General features: G+C 72.3%; 14 protein-coding genes. All 14 read right to left on the bottom strand.

From position 1 onward, the window contains the following. Positions 1–72: 72 nt before the first annotated feature. Positions 73–1,752, bottom strand: a complete 1,680-nt coding sequence (locus AB0J46_RS15195) for a hypothetical protein (RefSeq protein WP_364331404.1) — start codon at positions 1,750–1,752, stop codon at positions 73–75. A gap of 41 nt (positions 1,753–1,793) precedes the next feature. Next, positions 1,794–2,669: a DivIVA domain-containing protein gene (locus AB0J46_RS15200; RefSeq protein ID WP_352325076.1), complete on the bottom strand. Its 876-nt coding sequence runs from the start codon at positions 2,667–2,669 to the stop codon at positions 1,794–1,796. A 108-nt stretch (positions 2,670–2,777) separates the two neighbouring features. Then, the gene (locus AB0J46_RS15205) at positions 2,778–3,071 is read right to left on the bottom strand and encodes a YggT family protein (protein ID WP_125630468.1); all 294 of its coding nucleotides are present in this window, start codon (positions 3,069–3,071) and stop codon (positions 2,778–2,780) included. An 80-nt stretch (positions 3,072–3,151) separates the two neighbouring features. Beyond that, positions 3,152–3,652, bottom strand: a complete 501-nt coding sequence (sepF, locus tag AB0J46_RS15210; protein ID WP_357968056.1) for a cell division protein SepF — start codon at positions 3,650–3,652, stop codon at positions 3,152–3,154. Positions 3,653–3,790: 138 nt separating this feature from the next. Then, positions 3,791–4,483 carry a YggS family pyridoxal phosphate-dependent enzyme gene (locus AB0J46_RS15215; protein WP_364331409.1) on the bottom strand — a complete coding sequence of 231 codons (693 nt, stop codon included), beginning with the start codon at positions 4,481–4,483 and terminating at the stop codon, positions 3,791–3,793. Positions 4,484–4,634: 151 nt separating this feature from the next. Next, the gene (ftsZ, locus tag AB0J46_RS15220) at positions 4,635–6,116 is read right to left on the bottom strand and encodes a cell division protein FtsZ (protein WP_364331412.1); all 1,482 of its coding nucleotides are present in this window, start codon (positions 6,114–6,116) and stop codon (positions 4,635–4,637) included. Between the two features lie 334 nt (positions 6,117–6,450). Next, the gene (locus tag AB0J46_RS15225) at positions 6,451–7,113 is read right to left on the bottom strand and encodes an FtsQ-type POTRA domain-containing protein (RefSeq protein ID WP_364331415.1); all 663 of its coding nucleotides are present in this window, start codon (positions 7,111–7,113) and stop codon (positions 6,451–6,453) included. A 73-nt stretch (positions 7,114–7,186) separates the two neighbouring features. Further along, a complete protein-coding gene (gene murC / locus AB0J46_RS15230) occupies positions 7,187–8,584 on the bottom strand; it encodes a UDP-N-acetylmuramate--L-alanine ligase (protein WP_364331418.1) in 1,398 nt (465 codons plus the stop codon). Then, a complete protein-coding gene (gene murG / locus AB0J46_RS15235) occupies positions 8,581–9,657 on the bottom strand; it encodes an undecaprenyldiphospho-muramoylpentapeptide beta-N-acetylglucosaminyltransferase (protein WP_352358438.1) in 1,077 nt (358 codons plus the stop codon). The genes murC and murG overlap by 4 nt, the downstream gene beginning before the upstream one ends. Positions 9,658–9,669: 12 nt before the next feature. Beyond that, positions 9,670–10,980: a putative lipid II flippase FtsW gene (ftsW, locus tag AB0J46_RS15240; RefSeq protein WP_364331422.1), complete on the bottom strand. Its 1,311-nt coding sequence runs from the start codon at positions 10,978–10,980 to the stop codon at positions 9,670–9,672. After that, complete coding sequence (murD, locus tag AB0J46_RS15245) at positions 10,970–12,340, bottom strand: UDP-N-acetylmuramoyl-L-alanine--D-glutamate ligase (RefSeq protein ID WP_364331425.1); 1,371 nt, start codon at positions 12,338–12,340, stop codon at positions 10,970–10,972. The genes ftsW and murD overlap by 11 nt, the downstream gene beginning before the upstream one ends. Next, the gene (gene mraY, locus AB0J46_RS15250) at positions 12,337–13,395 is read right to left on the bottom strand and encodes a phospho-N-acetylmuramoyl-pentapeptide-transferase (RefSeq protein WP_352325068.1); all 1,059 of its coding nucleotides are present in this window, start codon (positions 13,393–13,395) and stop codon (positions 12,337–12,339) included. Before mraY ends, murD begins: the two co-directional genes overlap by 4 nt. Continuing rightward, the gene (gene murF, locus AB0J46_RS15255; protein ID WP_364331429.1) at positions 13,392–14,822 is read right to left on the bottom strand and encodes a UDP-N-acetylmuramoyl-tripeptide--D-alanyl-D-alanine ligase; all 1,431 of its coding nucleotides are present in this window, start codon (positions 14,820–14,822) and stop codon (positions 13,392–13,394) included. The genes mraY and murF overlap by 4 nt, the downstream gene beginning before the upstream one ends. Continuing rightward, complete coding sequence (locus tag AB0J46_RS15260) at positions 14,819–16,351, bottom strand: UDP-N-acetylmuramoyl-L-alanyl-D-glutamate--2,6-diaminopimelate ligase (protein WP_364332241.1); 1,533 nt, start codon at positions 16,349–16,351, stop codon at positions 14,819–14,821. The genes murF and AB0J46_RS15260 overlap by 4 nt, the downstream gene beginning before the upstream one ends. Positions 16,352–16,367 lie beyond the last annotated feature (16 nt).

Raw genomic sequence — 16,367 nt, forward strand, 5'->3', positions numbered from 1 at the left:
CCATGGAGATGGGCGTCCTTGAGCCCCGAAGGGCCGCCGGCGAATGCGCGGCGGGGCTGGGGTGGGCGGGGGCTACTTGGCCGTCTCGCGGTCGTGCTGGCACACCGGGCAGCTGGTCAGACCGGCGTCCTCGGCCTCGGGGATCGTCATGGTCTCCACTCCCGTCTCCCCCGCGCCCCTGATCAGCGGGCAGGTGCCGCTGTGGTAGCGACGGGTGCCGGTGATGACCTTGACCGTCCTTGGGCGCCCGGCCGGACCGGACGCGCCGCCGGCTTCGCCCTTCGAGCCCTCACCCGTCTTGCCGGGCTTGGCGCCGGACGTCTCGCCCTTCGCCGGGCTCTCCTTGCCGGTCGTGCCGGGCTTGGTGTCCTTGCTCCCGGTCTTCGGCGCCGGGGCGGCCGCCGCCGGACGGGCGGAAGGGGCCGGTGCAGCCCCAGAAGGCCGCTCGGACGCCTTGGAAGCCCCATCAGAGGGTTCCGGCTGGACCGGCAGCCCGGAGGCGGTCACACGAGGCTGCGGCGCCGTGTCGGGGTCGGACGCGTCGTCACCGTCACCGGCGGGCTGTTCGGCGGGCCGTGCAGGCCGGTCGGTGGGCCGGGCGGCCGAGGACGGCTTGCCCGGCGCGCTCTCGACCGACTTGCCGGAACCAGCCGCGTCATCGCCCGTCCGGCCCGAAGCCGCCGCACCCGCACCGGCCTCGGCCGCAGCCGCGCCCTTGGACGGCTTGGCCGGAGCCTCCCCCTCACCCACCCCGGCAGCCGACGGGCTCTTGGACGCCCCCGAAGCCGGCGAGGTCTTGGAGGCGGCGGCAGGGCTCGAAGGGGCGGCCGTCGGGCCCTTGGCGTCGTCCGGCGAAGAGGGACGCGCGGGCCGCTCACGCTCCGACGGCGGCCGGAAGTAGGAAGTCTGGATCTCCCCCTGCTCGTCGTCCGGACCGGCCTCGGAATCAGGCGCGGCGGCGGGCGAGGAGGGGGACGTGGCCGGGTCGCTCGCCTGCGCGGCGGCGGCCGGACGGCCGAACCACCCGGTGGCGCCCTCCTCGCGGGGGGCGGCGGGCTCCGGGGTGGGGGTGGAAGCCTTCGTGTCGGGCTTCGGCGGTACGACCGGCGGGCGCAGGTCCCGGGTCTCCGCGGAGGTCTCGGCCCGGCTCTCCGCCACGGCGGAGGGGGTGGCACCGGGGCCGGGGGCGACGGCGGGCTCGGGGTCGGCGGCAGGCGGCAACTGCCGTCCGCCGAGCGCGGCGTCCGGAAGGCACGTGGTGCAGGGCGTGAAGCCCTCCTCGCGTGCCTCCTCGTGGGTGAGCTCCTCGTGATCCCGTCCGGCCAGCTGGCGGCAGCCCGGCACGTGGTATCTCTTGCGGCCCGGGATCACCAGCACGATCGCGTCCGGCGAGATGCCGCTCGCCGCGGGGCGGCGAGGCGCGGAGGCCGGAACGGCGGTCCGCTGAAGCGTCTGCGGGTGCGGATGCGGGTGGGGTTGTGGCCGCGGGTGCGGCTGGGGCCCGGCAGGACCGGTCTGGTTGTACGGCAGGCCGGGCGGCGGGAGCGGGGCCGGAGGGGTGGCCGGCGCAGCGGCCCGCCCACCACCGGGAAACAGCTCGTGACGCCGCAGCAACGCCCCGATCACCAGGAACAGCGCGGACAGCACGCTGACCACGATGGACCACATGATCAGGAACGGCTTAGCCAGTACGAAGCCCGCGATCAGCAACACGACCGCCGCGAGCACCAAACCAGCACTGATAAGGATCACAGGGGGCTCTTTCGAGTGACAGGTCCTAGTGACCCGTTACTTTACCGGCGGTCGTTGTGCGGACCGTCGCCGCCGGGGAAGGCGCCCTGCGGAGCCTCGCCGCCGAACGGGTTGGGGCCACCGGGAAGAGGCTGCTGGCCACCCTGGGGAACCGCGTGCGACATGGCGGGAGCCTGACCCTGCGGACCGGACATGACCGGGAACCCGCCGCTGCCCTCCGCGGAGACGTTGAGCTCGGCGAGCTGGTTCTCCAGGTAGAGCTTGAGGCGGCTGCGGTACTCGCGCTCGAAGCTGCGCAGCTCCTCGACCTTGCGCTCGAGCTCGTCGCGGGTCTGCACCAGCGAGCCCATCGCCTGGCGGTGGCGCTCCTGCGCGTCGCGCTCGAGCGTCTCGGCGCGGGCGCGGGCGTCGCCGATGACCTGCTCGGCCTGGCGGCGGGCCTTGGTGAGGATCTCGTCGGCCTCGCGGCGGGCGCGGGTCACCGTCTCGTCCGCCTCCCGGCGGGCGTCGGCGATCGCCTGGTCGGCGGTCTGCTGGGCGAGGGCCAGCACGCGGGCCGCGGTGTCCATGTTGTCCTCGGCGGGAGGCATGCTCATGGCCACGGGCTGCGGCTCGGGGGCCCGCATCGGCTGCGGCTCGGGGGCCCGCATGGGCTCCGGCTGCGGCGGCGCCATCATCTCCGGCTTCGGCTGCTCCTGGACGGGCGCGGAGGCCATGGGCATGCCCATGCCGCCCGGCACCTTCCCACGCAGGCACTCGGCCAGTTTGGCGCGTAGCTCCTCGTTCTCTTGGATCAGGCGGTCGAGCTCAGCCTCCACCTCGTCGAGGAAGGCATCGACCTCCTCCTCGTCGTAGCCCGGCCGCAGCCGGGTGGTACTGAACTGCTTGTTCCGCACATCAGCGGGCGTCAGCGGCATTTTTTGGTCTCCTTGGCGCGCTTGGAGTCTGTCCGGAGGGACGGTGAACCCGAATCACTTCAGCGCGGACACGAGTTGGATCACGACCGGCCACCCCACCAGCCCGCCTCACCGGCCGCCCAGTGACCCAGCGATCTGGATCAAGATCAGAACGACGATGAACAGGACAGTGAAGCTTAGGTCAAAGGCCACCGTACCCAACCGGAGCGGGGGAATGAAACGGCGGAGGAACTTGAGAGGTGGGTCTGTCGCGGTGTACGTGGCCTCCGCCAGCACCAGCACGACCCCGGAAGGCCGCCACTGCCGGGCGAACGCCTGCACCGTCTCAAAGATCATCCTGCCGATGAGCAGCACCAAATACAGAGACAGGACTACGACCAAGATCCCACTCACGATCTCCACGGCCCGGCCGCGCCTCCACTTCTGGTGTGCCCTCCCGGCCGCGCGTGGACCCGGTTGGGTGCGATGGACATACAGAGACTCTAACTCTGGTTGAAGAACCCGCGTTCCGCGATTCGGGCCTTGTCCTCGGCGGTCACCTCGACATTGGCAGGGGACAACAGGAACACCTTGTTGGTAACACGTTCAATGCTTCCATGTAGGCCGAAGACCAGACCTGCCGCGAAATCCACGAGCCGCTTCGCGTCGCTGTCAACCATTTCGGTCAGATTCATGATGACCGGGGTGCCGTCGCGGAAGTGCTCTCCGATGGTTCGGGCCTCGTTGTAGGTCCGGGGATGGAGGGTCGTGATGCGCGCCAGGTCGGTCGTGCGGCGCTCCAGGATCGTCGTGGCGGGCCTGGGCGCGGGGACCGCGGAGTCGGCCTCCTCGTCGCGGTCCTGGACCGCCACGGGCCGTTCCTCGCCGGTCCGCTGGACATCGTCGTCGTAGGCGTACTCGTCGGTGTAGGTCTCGTACCTCTCGTAGCGGTCGTCCTCCACGAGACCGAGGTAGACCGCCATCTTGCGCATCGCGCCGGCCATCGCTACGTCGTCCTCCTGCTCATGGTCGCACTGGCTCGGACCCGTCGCCGGGGCCGAGGCGGCAGCCGTACCCCCTTGGAGCTCACCGCGGATCGACCTCTACTTGATCATGGGCCTGAAGACCCACTTGAGGGGACATTACCTGACGAAGGGCCTGCGACGACCGAGCAACGCCGTACCGATCCGCACGTGTGTCGCACCGTACGCGACCGCCTCGTCGAGGTCCTGGCTCATGCCCGCGGAGACCATCGTGGCCCGCGGATGCTGCTCCTGGACGCGGGTCGCGACATCGCGCAGCACGGCGAAGGCGCGGGCGGGCTCCACCCCCAGCGGGGCGACCGCCATGACGCCGCCCAGCCACACGCCGTCGGCCAGCGCCACCTCGTCGGCCAGCGCAAGCACGTCGGCGGGCCGGGCGCCGCCCCTGGAGGGGTCGTCGTCGAGCGCCACCTGGATCAGGCAGCCGACCTTGCGGCCCTGCCGCACGGCCTCCTTGCTGATCGCCTCCAGCAGCCGGAGGCGGTCGAGCGAGTGGATCACGTCGGCGTACCCGACGACGGACCGCACCTTGTTGGTCTGCAACTGGCCGACGAAGTGCCAGGTCAGCGGCAGGCCGGCCAGCTCGTGCGCCTTGGGCGCGGCCTCCTGGTCGCGGTTCTCGCCGACGTCGCGCACACCCAGCTCGCACAGGATGCGCACGTCGTCGGCCGGTCTGGTCTTGGTGACCGCGATCAGGGTGACCTCGCCGCGGTCGCGGCCCACCGCGTGGCAGGCCGCGCCGATGCGGTCCTCGATCTCGGTGAGACCGGCCGCGATCTCGTCCCTCCGCACGTCTGTCTCCCTCTCCCTGCCTCCATCGCCTCGCAGTTCGGCCTGTACGCCGTACGCCACGATGGCCCCCTTTCCGTGCCGCGGGTCGGATCCCGGCACACACGACGGCGCCGCTCCCGTACGCCTGCGGGGAGCGGCGGTGGGTGGTGAGCTACTTGAGGAAGTCGGGGACGTCGAGTTCCTCCTCCTGCTCCTCGAAGATCACCCGAGGACGTTTGGGAGGCTCCGACATGCGGGAGGTGATGGGCGTGGGCGGGTTGGCCGGTTCGGGCGTGGGCCTCGGGATGGAGACCGGGGCCTGCGGCTCGTCGTCGCCGAGTGCGGCGACGGGCTCGGCGGCCTGGACCGACTCCACCGGCCGCACCGGCTCGGGACGCTGCTCCGGGCGGGGCTCAGGACGCGGCTCCGGCCTGAACTCGCGCGGCTCCGGGCGAGACTCGGGACGCGGCTCCGGCCTGAACTCCTGGCGCGGCTCCGGCCTGAACTCCTGGCGCGGCTCCGACCGGAGCTCGGCACGCGGCTCAGGACGCGGCTCCGGCCTCGGCTCAGGGCGCGGCGCGGGCGGCTCGGACTTCACGCTGGGCGAAGCCGGCACACCGGGCCGCAGGGCCGAGGACGACACCGGCGCAGCGGGCTGCGCGGCGGGCCGGGCGGCGGGCCTGGGCAGCGGCTTCTCGGCCGGCGGCGGCACGTCGTCGAAGCCCGCCGCGATCACGGTGACCCGCACCTCGTCGCCGAGGGCGTCGTCGATGACCGTGCCGAAGATGATGTTGGCGTCGGGCGCGGCGGCCATCGAGACGAGCTGGGCCGCCTCGTTGATCTCGAACAGGCCGAGGTCGGAGCCGCCCGCGATCGACAGCAGCACGCCGTGGGCGCCGTCGATGCTCGCCTCCAGCAGCGGGCTGGAGACCGCCATCTCGGCGGCGGCGACCGACCGGTCGTCGCCGCGCGCGTGGCCGATGCCCATGAGCGCCGAGCCCGCGCCCGACATGACCGACTTGACGTCGGCGAAGTCGAGGTTGATCAGGCCGGGCGTGGTGATCAGGTCGGTGATGCCCTGGACACCGGACAGCAGCACCTGGTCGGCCGCCTTGAACGCGTCGAGCACGCTCACCTGGCGGTCGGAGATCGACAGCAGCCGGTCGTTGGGGATCACGATGAGGGTGTCGACCTCGTCGCGCAGTGTCTCTATACCGGCCTCGGCCTGCGAGGCGCGACGCCGCCCCTCGAAGCTGAAGGGCCGGGTCACCACGCCGATCGTCAGCGCGCCGAGCGACCGGGCGATGTTGGCCACGACCGGCGCGCCGCCGGTGCCCGTGCCACCGCCCTCGCCGGCCGTGACGAAGACCATGTCGGCCCCCTTGAGGACCTCCTCGATCTCCTCACGGTGGTCTTCGGCCGCCTTGCGCCCCACGTCGGGGTTGGCTCCGGCGCCCAGTCCGCGCGTGAGCTCGCGGCCCACGTCGAGTTTCACATCGGCGTCACTCATCAGCAGCGCCTGGGCGTCGGTGTTTATGGCGATGAACTCGACGCCCTTGAGTCCCTCCTCGATCATCCGGTTGACGGCGTTCACTCCGCCGCCGCCAATGCCGACGACCTTGATGACCGCGAGGTAGTTCTGCGGTGCTGCCACGACGAGGGGCCTTTCCGCTCGTTGACTTGCCATTTCGGTGCGGATCGTCTCCGCTTTTTCTCAGTTTCGTAACTCTCAACCTCAGGTTGAGATTTAGATTTATGTCAACCTGAGGATTGATACGGACAGTAGGAGGCCCCTACCAGGCGGGTCAACTAACCGCGCCGCAAGCACGTCCGGCGTGTCGCGGGCTGTCCGATTCGCTCCGGAGTCGCGCCTGGTCGGGGCCTTCCTCTGCCGAAGCTCCGATCTACAGGCTCTCACGCCGCGACCCCCACCTCGCACAGGCACGCGATGCCCTTGCCACGGAGTTGCCAGACCCTGACACTCGTGATCACTTCAAGGTGACGACGTCGGGAGAGCTGACGTCGTACAGGGTGGCCTTGCGGCTCAGGAGCGAGACCAGGATGCGGCCTTTCTCCTGCGGCCTGTCGGCCCCGCCCCACAGGACGGTACGGCCGTCGGACAGCTCCAGCGTCACGCCCTCGGCCGAGGCGGCGCGCACCTGCCGGACCTTGCCCGCCACCACCGGCGGCAACGCCTGGACGACCTGGAGCGCCGCCATGGTGGCCGGGTCGCCCGCGGCCGGCCGGTCGACCTTGAGCAACGGCAGCATGAACGGCGACGTGTCCTTGACCTCGATCACCACGCCCTGCTTGTCGACCACCGCGAACCGGCCGCCCGCGGGGATCACCGCGACCGGCTCGCGCTCGACCACCTCGATCCTGAGCGTGCCCGGCCACACCCGGTCGACCTTCGCCGTCGCGAGCTGCCGGATGCCGAGCACGCGCGCCTGGACGTCGGCCAGGTCGACCGTGGCCAGCGGATGCAGGTCGGGGACGGCGGCCTGCTGCTTGATGTGCTCGCTGGTCACTGTGAGATTTCCCACGATCTCGATCGACCGCACGCCCAGCACCGGCGAGAAGAACACCAGCCAGGCGGCCGAGCCGACCACCCCCGCCGTCAACAGCACCAGGAACGCGTTACGCGCCTTCATCGCCCTCCTCGCACGCCGGCTTCGAACGTACGCCGCCGGGCCGTCCGGCGCCCGCCCGCCACGCCCGTACGGCTCAGGACAGGCGCGCCACGAGCTGCGGCCCGAGCTCCGTCACGTCGCCCGCCCCCATCGTGAGCACGATGTCACCCGGCCGCGCCCGCCCGGCCACCAGGTCGGGCACCGCCGCCCGGTCGGGGGCGTAGGCCACCCGCTCGGCGGGCAGCGGCACGCGCCCGGCCACCATCGCGCCGGACACGCCCGGCTCGGGATCCTCCCGCGCGCCGTAGACGTCGAGGACGATGACCTCGTCGGCCAGCGCGAGGGCGGCGCCGAACTCGTCGGCGAAGAACCGGGTGCGCGAGTACAGGTGGGGCTGGAAGATCGCGATGACCCGGCCGGTGCCCGAGTAGGAGGCCACGACGTCGCGCGCGGCTCGCAGGTCGGCGGCCAGCTCGGTCGGGTGGTGGGCGTAGCTGTCGAACACCGCGACGCCGCCCGCCTCGCCCTTGGCCTCGAAGCGCCGCTTGGCCCCCGTGAAGGCCGCCAGGCCGTCTCTGATGTCCTCGAACGTCAGCCCCAGCTCGTCGGCCACGGCGATGGCGGCGGTGGCGTTGAGCGCGTTGTGCGCCCCTGGGACGGCCAGCCGCACGTCTCCCCTGCCCTCGATGGAGAACACCGTGCCGAAACCGTCGGGACGCACGCCGGTCACCCGGTAGTCCTCGCCCTGCTCGCCGTAGGTCCTGACCCGCAGCCCGCGCTCGCGCGCCCGCCCGACCAGCTCGGCGGCGCCCGGGTCGTCGGCGCAGACGATGAGCAGCGAGCCCACCCGGTCGGCGAAACGGGCGAAGCTGTCGTGCACCGCGCGCGGGTCGCCGTAGTTGTCGAGGTGGTCGGCCTCGACGTTGGTCACCACGGCGATGTCGGGGGCCAGCATGAGGAAGGAGCCGTCGCTCTCGTCGGCCTCGGCCACGAACACCCGGCCCGCGCCCTCGTCGGCGCCCAGCCCGGTGGTGACGAGCTGGCCGCCCACGCAGTAGGACGGCTCGGCGCCGCACTTCTGCAGCGCCACGGTGAGCATGGAGGTGGTGGTGGTCTTGCCGTGGGTGCCGGCGATGGCCACGCCGGTGCGGCCGGCCATCACCGAGGCCAGCGCGGCGGCCCGCGGGATGATCCGCAGGCCCTGCTTGAGCGCCTCGCCCAGCTCGGGGTTGGAGTCGCGGATGGCGGTGGAGACGACCACGGTGTCGACGTCCCTGATGTGGGAGGCGGCGTGCCCGATGTGCACGGTCGCGCCCAGCTCGCGCAGCTCGGTCACCAGCTCGGAGCTGCGCGCGTCGCTTCCGGTGACGCGGACGCCGCGCTTGAGCAGGATGCGGGCGATGCCCGACATGCCCGCGCCGCCGATGCCGATGAAGTGCACGCGGCCGAGGTCTTCGACGGCTACGGGATCGACCAGCTTGACGAGACTCATCGGGCTATCTCCAACACTTTCCTGGCAAGCATGATATCGGCGTCCTTGCGCCCCAGCCGGGAGGCGGCCTCCGACATGACGGCGACCCGTTCGGGGTCGTGGAGCATGGGCAGCACGTTCTGGATGATCCAATCGGGTGACAGGTCGGAGTCGTCGACCATCAGGCCGCCGCCGCCGCGCACGACGCGCTCGGCGTTGACGGTCTGCTCGCCGTTGCCGTGCGGCAGCGGCACGTACGCGGCCGGCAACCCCACGGCCGTCAGCTCGGCGCAGGTCAGGGCCCCGCTGCGGCACAGCGCGACGTCGGCGGCGGCGTAGGCGAGGTCCATGCGGTCGACGTAGGGCAGCAGCACGTACTGGGGGTCGCCGGGCGGCGGCTCGTGCTCGACGGTGTTGTTCAGCCCGAGCACGTGGAGCACCTGGATGCCGGCCCGGCGCAGCACCGGCGCGGCGGCCAGCGCGGCCTGGTTGAGCGACCTGGCGCCCTGCGAGCCGCCGAACACCAGCAGCGTGGGCCGGTCGTTCTCCAGCCCGAACCAGGAGCGCGCCTTGTCGCCGGTGGACAGCCGGTCGAGCGTGACGATCTCGCGGCGCAGCGGGGTGCCGATGAACTCGGCCTTGGGCAGCGCGGCGTCGGGGAAGCCGGTGAAGACGTGGTCGGTCAGCCGGGCGCCCAGCCGGTTGGCCAGGCCGGGACGGGGATTGGCCTCGTGGACGACGATCGGCAGGCCCTTGCGCTTGGCCGCCAGGTAGGCGGGCGTGGCGACGTAGCCGCCGAACCCGACCAGGATGTCGGCGCCGACCCGGTCGAGGACGCCCGACACGGCGTTGATCGCCCCGGCCAGCCGGCCCGGCACGGTCAGCAGGCTCGGGGTGATCGCCCTGGGCAGCGGCACGGCCGGCACCAGTTCGAGATCGTAGCCCCTGGCGGGCACGAGCCGCGTCTCCAGGCCGCGCTCGGTGCCCACGCAGGTGATGCCGACGCTCCGGTCAAGATGGCGCAGCGCGTCCGCAAGGGCGAGCGCGGGCTCGATGTGCCCGGCCGTCCCCCCACCGGCGAGGACCACCCTCATCTCGGTCACTCCCTAACGTCTCACTCGGCCTCTGGACGTACCCCCCAGGCCAAGCCAGCTTAGGCCCCGTGCGGCGGGTCCGGGGCCACGCGCGGCCAAGGCTTCGCGCGCGCCGGGCTCGCGTTTGGCGAACGACAGCAGGATGCCCAGCGCGGCGAGCGTGGGGAGCAGGGACGACCCGCCGTAGGAGACCAGCGGCAGCGGGATGCCGGTGATGGGCAGGACGCCGAGCACGGCGCCCATGTTGACGGCCGCCTGCCCGACGATCCAGGCCACCATGGCGGCCGCGGCCAGGCGGACGAAGCCGTCGTTGACGCGGATCGCGACCCGCAGCCCCGCGTAGCCGAGCAGGCCGAACAGCGCCACCACCATCAGCGTGCCCATCAGTCCGAGCTCCTCGCCGAGGATGGCGAAGATGAAGTCGCTCTCGCCGTGGGGCAGCCAGCTCCACTTCTGGCGGCTGCTGCCCAGGCCGAGCCCGAACCAGCCGCCCGAGCCCATCGCGATCTGCCCCTGCACGGCCTGGTAGCCGGCGCCCTGGGCGTCGGCCCACGGGTCGAGGAAGGCCCCGATGCGCTTCATCCGGTACGGCTCCACCTTGATCATGATGGCCGCGGCCAGCACCGCCAGCGCCAGGATGCCGCCGAACAGCTTGATCGGCGCCCCCACCACCCACAGCAGCGCCAGGAAGATCATGAAGAGCACGAGGGTGGTGCCGAGGTCGCGGCCGAGCAGGACCATGACGACCAGGATCGCGGTGCCTGGCATGAGCGGGATCAGCATCTGCCGCCACTCGATCCGGCCCTGCCTGGCCCGTCTGGCCAGCAGGTCGGCCCCCCACAGCACGAGCGCCAGCTTGGCCGGCTCGGACGGCTGGAGGGTGAACGGGCCGAGGTAGATCCACCGCTGCGCGCCCAGCTCGGACTCGCCGATGAACAGCACCATGACCAGCGCCAGCACCGCCAGCGCCATGAGCGGGTAGCCCGCCCAGCGGAAGAACTTCGGCGGCAGGCGCGAGCAGGCGTACATCACGGGCACGCCGACGCCGGCCGACAACGACTGCTTGATGAACCACGAGAACGGGTTGCCGGTCTTCTGCTGGGCCTCGATCGCGGAGGCCGACAGCACCATCATGAGCCCGAGCGCGAGCAGCAGCGCGCTGCACATGATGATCAGGTAGTAGGTCGTCAGCGGCTTGTCGAGCAGTTCCTTCAGCACGGCGCGCTGCTCGCGGACCCAGCTCGCCGGGCCCTCCTGGGCCTTGGACCGGGTGGACTCGCCAGCGGCCGGGCGGGCGCCGGCGGTGCCGGTGCTACTGCTCACGCCGCCGCCTCAGCTCGTGGACGGCACGGGCGAAGGCCTCCCCTCGTGCCGGATAGCCGGGGAACATGTCGAGCGAGGCGCCCGCTGGGGAGAGCAGCACGGTGTCCCCGGGGGAGGCCAGCCGCGCGGCTTCGGTGACGACGGTGTCCATCACACCAGTGTCTTGGCCCGGGATGTCCACGACGGGGACATTCGGCGCGTGTCGCGCGAGTGCTTCGGCGATCGCCGCGCGGTCGGCGCCCAGCAGCACCGCGCCGCGCAGGCGGGGCGCGGCCCGCCGGACCAGGTCGTCGACGTCGGCGCCCTTGAGCTGACCGCCCGCCACCCACACGATCGACGGGTAGGCGCTCAGCGCGGCCGCGGCGGCGTGCGGGTTGGTGGCCTTGGAGTCGTCGACGTAGTCGACGTCGCCGACCCGGTCGACGTGGGACAGGCGGTGGGGGTCGGGCTTGAAGGCGCGCAGGCCCAGCCGTACGGCCTCGGACGGCACGCCGAGCGAGCGGGCCAGGGCGGCGGCGGCCAGGGCGTTGGCCACGTTGTGGGGGGCCAGGGGCCGGATGTCGGCGAACGTGGCCAGCTCTTCCGCCGCCTCGACCGGGTCCGCCACGAACGCCCGGTCGACCAGCAGGTCTTCGACCACGCCGATCTGGCCGCTGCGCGGGGCCCGCAGCGTGAAGCCGACGGCCCCCTCGTAGGGCTCGGCCAGGCGGGCGCACTCGGGGTCGTCGGCGTTGTAGATGACGGTGCCGGCGCGTTCGTAGATGCGGCCCTTGGCGGCGGCGTACTCGGCCATGGAGCCGTGCCAGTCGAGGTGGTCGGGGGCGATGTTGAGGATCGCCGCGGCGTGCGGGGCCAGGGTGCTGGACCAGTGGAGCTGGAAGCTGGACAGCTCGACGGCCAGGGCGTCGTACGGCTCGGCGACGGCGCGGACGACCGGGACGCCCACGTTCCCAACGGCCAGGGCGTCGAGCCCGGCGGCCTGGAGGATCGAGGTGAGCATGCGCACGGCCGTGGTCTTGCCGTTGGTGCCGGTCAGCGCGAGCCAGGGGGCGGCGTGCGGCGGGCGCAGCCGCCAGGCCAGCTCCACCTCGCCGACGACCTCGACGCCGGCCGCCAGCGCGGCGGCGACCAGCGGGTGGTGCGGGGCCCAGCCGGTGGTGACGAGCCTGGTCGTGCCCTCGGGCAGCACCATCTCGCCGAACCTGGTCTCGACCCCGGCGCGGGCCAGCTCGGCCGCGGCGGTCAGCTGCCGCTCGCCCTCCACGGCCTCCACGACCACGACCCGCTCGCCGCGTCCGGCCAGCGCCCCGGCCACCGCGGTGCCCGAGACGCCGAGCCCGGCCACGCACGTCAACGTCATGGCTTGGGCATCCACTCGACGTAGAACAGCCCGAGCCCGAGCGCCGCGCAGAGCCCGGCGATGAGCCAGAACCGCACCACGATCGTGGTCTCGGCCCAGCCCTTCAGCTCGAAGTGGTGCTGCAGCGGCGCCATTCTGAACACCCGTTTCCCGGTCATCTTGAAGAACCCGACCTGGATGATGACGGACGCCGTGATGATCACGCACAGGCCGGCCAGAATGATCAGCAGGAGCTGCGTGCGGGTGGCGATGGCCAGGCCGGCCAGCACGCCGCCCAGGGCCAGCGAGCCGGTGTCGCCCATGAAGATCTTCGCCGGCGGGGCGTTCCACCACAGGAACCCGACCAGCGCCCCCAGCACGGCCGCGGCCACCACCGACAGGTCGAGCGGGTCGCGCACCCAGTAGCAGTTGGGCCCGAGCTGGTCGATGCAGTTGTTGCGGAGCTGCCAGTTGCCGATCAGCACGTACGCGCCGAGCACGACGCCGGTCGCGCCGCTGGCCAGGCCGTCGAGGCCGTCGGTGAGGTTCACGGCGTTGGAGAACCCGACGATCATGAACAGCACCCAGATGGTGAAGCCGACGATGCCGATCGAGGGGCCGATGTCGCGCAGGAACGACAGCCGGGTCTCGGCGGGGGTGATGCCGTAGACGTTGGGCTGGCGGGTGATCAGCACGGCGAACACGGCGCCGACGACGAGCTGGCCGAGGGCCTTGGCGCCGCTGCGCAGGCCCAGGCTGCGCTGCTTGTAGATCTTGATGAAGTCGTCGAGGAAGCCGACCGCGCCGAGGCCGGTCATCAGGAACAGCACGAGCATGCCCGACACCGTCGGCGGCGACAGCGTGGCCAGGTGGGAGCCGCCGTAGGCCAGCAGCGCGGCCAGCACGAACACGATGCCGCCCATGGTGGGGGTGCCGCGCTTGCCCAGGTGGGCCTGCACTCCCTCCTCGCGGATCTCCTGGCCGTAGCCGCGCCGCGAGAACAGCCTGATCGCCAAGGGGGTCCCCAGCATCGACAGGACGAGGCCCACCGCGCCGGCGATGACGATGTTGATCACTGAGCGGCACCTCCGAGAAGGAGCTCCGCCGTGCGTTCCAGGCCCATCGCGCGGGGGCCCTTGACGAGCACCGCGTCGCCGGGGCGCAGCAGGCCGGCCAGGGCGGCCGCCGCTGCCTCGGCATCTGGGACATGTACGATCCGGGTCATCTGGGGAGCATATGGCCCTCCGCCACCTGGCGGTCCCGCGGCGGCCGAGGCCGCCTCGTTCGCGCCCTCCAGCACCGGGCCCGCGTCGGGACCGACGACGACCAGGCCCGTCAGGCCCGAACCGCCCGCCAGCCGCCCCAGTTCGGCGTTGAGCGCCGCGCTCTCCTCGCCCAGCTCGCGCAGCGCCGCGATGACCGCGAACCGCCGCCGCTCCTGCCCCATCACGCCGAACATGTCGAACGCGGCCCGCATCGAGTCGGGGTTGGCGTTGTAGGCGTCGTTGACCACCGTGACGCCGTCGGGCCGGTCGGTGACCTCCATGCGCCAGCGGCTGCGCGGCGTGGCCTCCGACAGCTCCTCGGCGATCGTGGCGACCGGCAGGCCCAGCTCGTAGGCCGCGGCGGCGGCGGCCAGGGCGTTCTCCACGGCGTGGGCGCCGTAGAGCTGGAGCGTGACCGGCGCGGCCCCGGACGGGGTGCGCAACGTGAACGAGGCCCGCCCGCGCCCGTCGACCGTCTCCTGCTCGGCCCTGATGGCCGCGTCCTCGCCGCGCCCGAAGTACGTGACGCGCGCGTCGGTGCGCGAGGCCATCTGCGACACCAGCGGGTCGTCGGCGTTGAGCACCGCCACCCCGGTGCGCGGCAGCGCCTCCACCAGCTCGCCCTTGGCCTTGGCGATGGCCTCCTTGCCGCCGAACACGCCGAGGTGCGCGGTGCCGACGTTGAGCACGACGCCGATCGTCGGCGGCGCGATGCGGGTGAGGTCCTTGATGTGGCCGATGTTGCGGGCGGCCAGTTCGAGCACCATGAACCGGGTGTCGACGTCGGCGCGCAGCACGGTCAGCGGGTGGCCCAGCTCGTTGTTGAAGCTGCCGACGGGCGCGATGGTCGGGCCCATCCGGCCGGCCAGCCTGGCCAGCAGGTCTTTGGTGCTGGTCTTGCCCGCCGAGCCGGTCACGCCGATCACGGTGGCCTGCGGCAGCGCGGCGGCCTGCGCGGCGGCCAGCTCGGCCAGCGCGACCGCGGCGTCGGGGACGATCACCGCCGGCGCGTCGACCGGCCTGGAGGCCAGGACGGCGACCGCTCCGGCCCGGATCGCCTGCGCGGCGTAGTCGTGGCCGTCGACCCGCTCGCCGGCGAGGGCGACGAACAGCGATCCCGGCTCCACCGCGCGTGAGTCGATCACTACGGGCCCGCGCACCACGGCGCGGGGGTCTGCCATGCCCGACAGGGCGCCCGAGGTTATCTCGGCGATCCTGGCCAGCGGCAACGGGATCATCGGTGCTTCCTGCTTTCCTTGCGTGCGTCGATCGCTTCGGCGACCACTTCGCGGTCGTCGAACGGGATCACTTCGCCAGAGACGTACTGGCCCTGCTCGTGACCCTTGCCCGCGACGACGATCACGTCGCCGCGGCCGGCCCGGCCGACGGCCAGGTCGATCGCGGCCGCGCGGTCGGGCTCAATGATCACATGGGCGCGGTCGCGGGGCGGAACGCCGAGCGCTCCCTCCATCATCGCGGCCAGGATGGCGAGCGGATCCTCCGAGCGCGGGTTGTCGTTGGTGAAAATCGCCACATCGGCCAGCCGGGCGGCGATCTCGCCCATGATCGGGCGTTTGCCGGTGTCGCGGTCGCCGCCGCAGCCCAGCACGATGGTCAGCGTGCCCGCGGTCACCTCCCGCAGCGAGCGCAGCACCGACTCCACGGCGCCCGGCTTGTGGGAGTAGTCCACGAGCGCCTGGAACTCCTCCTCGGCGGAGGTGATGCGCTGCATGCGCCCGGGCACCCCGGTGAGGCTGCCCACGCCGTGCACGGCGGTCTGGAGCGGCACCCCCGACTCCACCAGGCAGACGATCGCGCCGAGCGCGTTGGCGACGTTGAAGGGGCCGGGCAGCGAGATCTGCGCGTCGGCCTCGACCCCGCCGGGACCGGCCACCCGGAACGCGCTGCCGTCGGCGCCGAGCCGGACCTCCAGCGCCCGCCACTCCGCCTCCGGGTCGCCGAGCGCCGAGAACGTGGTCATCGGCACCTTGGCCCGGTGCAGCAGCTCCCGGCCGTGCGGGTCGTCGATGTTGGTCACGCCGACGCGGCTCAGCTCGGGCTGGAACAGCCTGGCCTTGGTGGCGAAGTAGTCCTCGAAGTCCTTGTGGAAGTCGAGGTGGTCCTGGGAGAGGTTGGTGAACAGGGCGACGTCGTAGAAGATGCCGTCGACCCGGCCGAGCGCCAGCGCGTGGCTGGAGACCTCCATGGTGGCCGCGGTGACCCCCTGCTCGCGCATCAGCGCGAACAGGGCGTGCAGCTGCGGGGCCTCCGGCGTGGTCAGCGTGGGCTCGAAGCGGAGGTCTCCGGCGGCGATCTCGACGCCGCCGACCAGGCCCGTCGTGTGGCCGGCCGCCCGCAGGCCGGCCTCCACCATGAAGGTGGTGGTGGACTTGCCGCTCGTGCCGGTCACCCCGATGACCTGGACGTCGTGGGCCGGCTGGCCGTAGACCCAGGAGGAGACCTGCCCGAGCAGCGCGCGCGGATCGGGCACGATCAGCACCGGCAGGCCGGTGGCCACGGCGGCCTCCCGCCCGGCCGGGTCGGTGAGGACGGCCACGGCTCCGCGCGCCATCGCCTCGGCGGCGAAGGTCGCGCCGTGCACGCGGTTGCCCGGCAGCGCCACGTAGAGATCGCCGCGCTGCACGGCGCGGGAATCGATGGTGACGCCGGTCAGGGCGGCATGGGGCGACCTCGACGTGCCGGAATCGGCGTCGAGCATGGTCGCGAGCCCGGTCAGCGGACGGGGCGGGCTGGTCTTGGGACGCATAGACGACGGGGGACGC

Source organism: Nonomuraea sp. NPDC049758 (assembly GCF_040674635.1).
Classification (GTDB): Bacteria; Actinomycetota; Actinomycetes; order Streptosporangiales; family Streptosporangiaceae; genus Nonomuraea.

Coding starts and splice junctions, on each gene's coding strand:
- AB0J46_RS15200 (WP_352325076.1), bottom strand. CDS start 2,669: ATGCCGCTGACGCCCGCTGATGTGCGGAACAAGCAGTTCAGTACCACC.
- sepF (WP_357968056.1), bottom strand. CDS start 3,652: ATGGCCGGCGCGATGCGCAAGATGGCGGTCTACCTCGGTCTCGTGGAG.
- AB0J46_RS15225 (WP_364331415.1), bottom strand. CDS start 7,113: ATGAAGGCGCGTAACGCGTTCCTGGTGCTGTTGACGGCGGGGGTGGTC.
- murC (WP_364331418.1), bottom strand. CDS start 8,584: ATGAGTCTCGTCAAGCTGGTCGATCCCGTAGCCGTCGAAGACCTCGGC.
- murG (WP_352358438.1), bottom strand. CDS start 9,657: ATGAGGGTGGTCCTCGCCGGTGGGGGGACGGCCGGGCACATCGAGCCC.
- murD (WP_364331425.1), bottom strand. CDS start 12,340: ATGACGTTGACGTGCGTGGCCGGGCTCGGCGTCTCGGGCACCGCGGTG.
- murF (WP_364331429.1), bottom strand. CDS start 14,822: ATGATCCCGTTGCCGCTGGCCAGGATCGCCGAGATAACCTCGGGCGCC.
- AB0J46_RS15260 (WP_364332241.1), bottom strand. CDS start 16,351: ATGCGTCCCAAGACCAGCCCGCCCCGTCCGCTGACCGGGCTCGCGACC.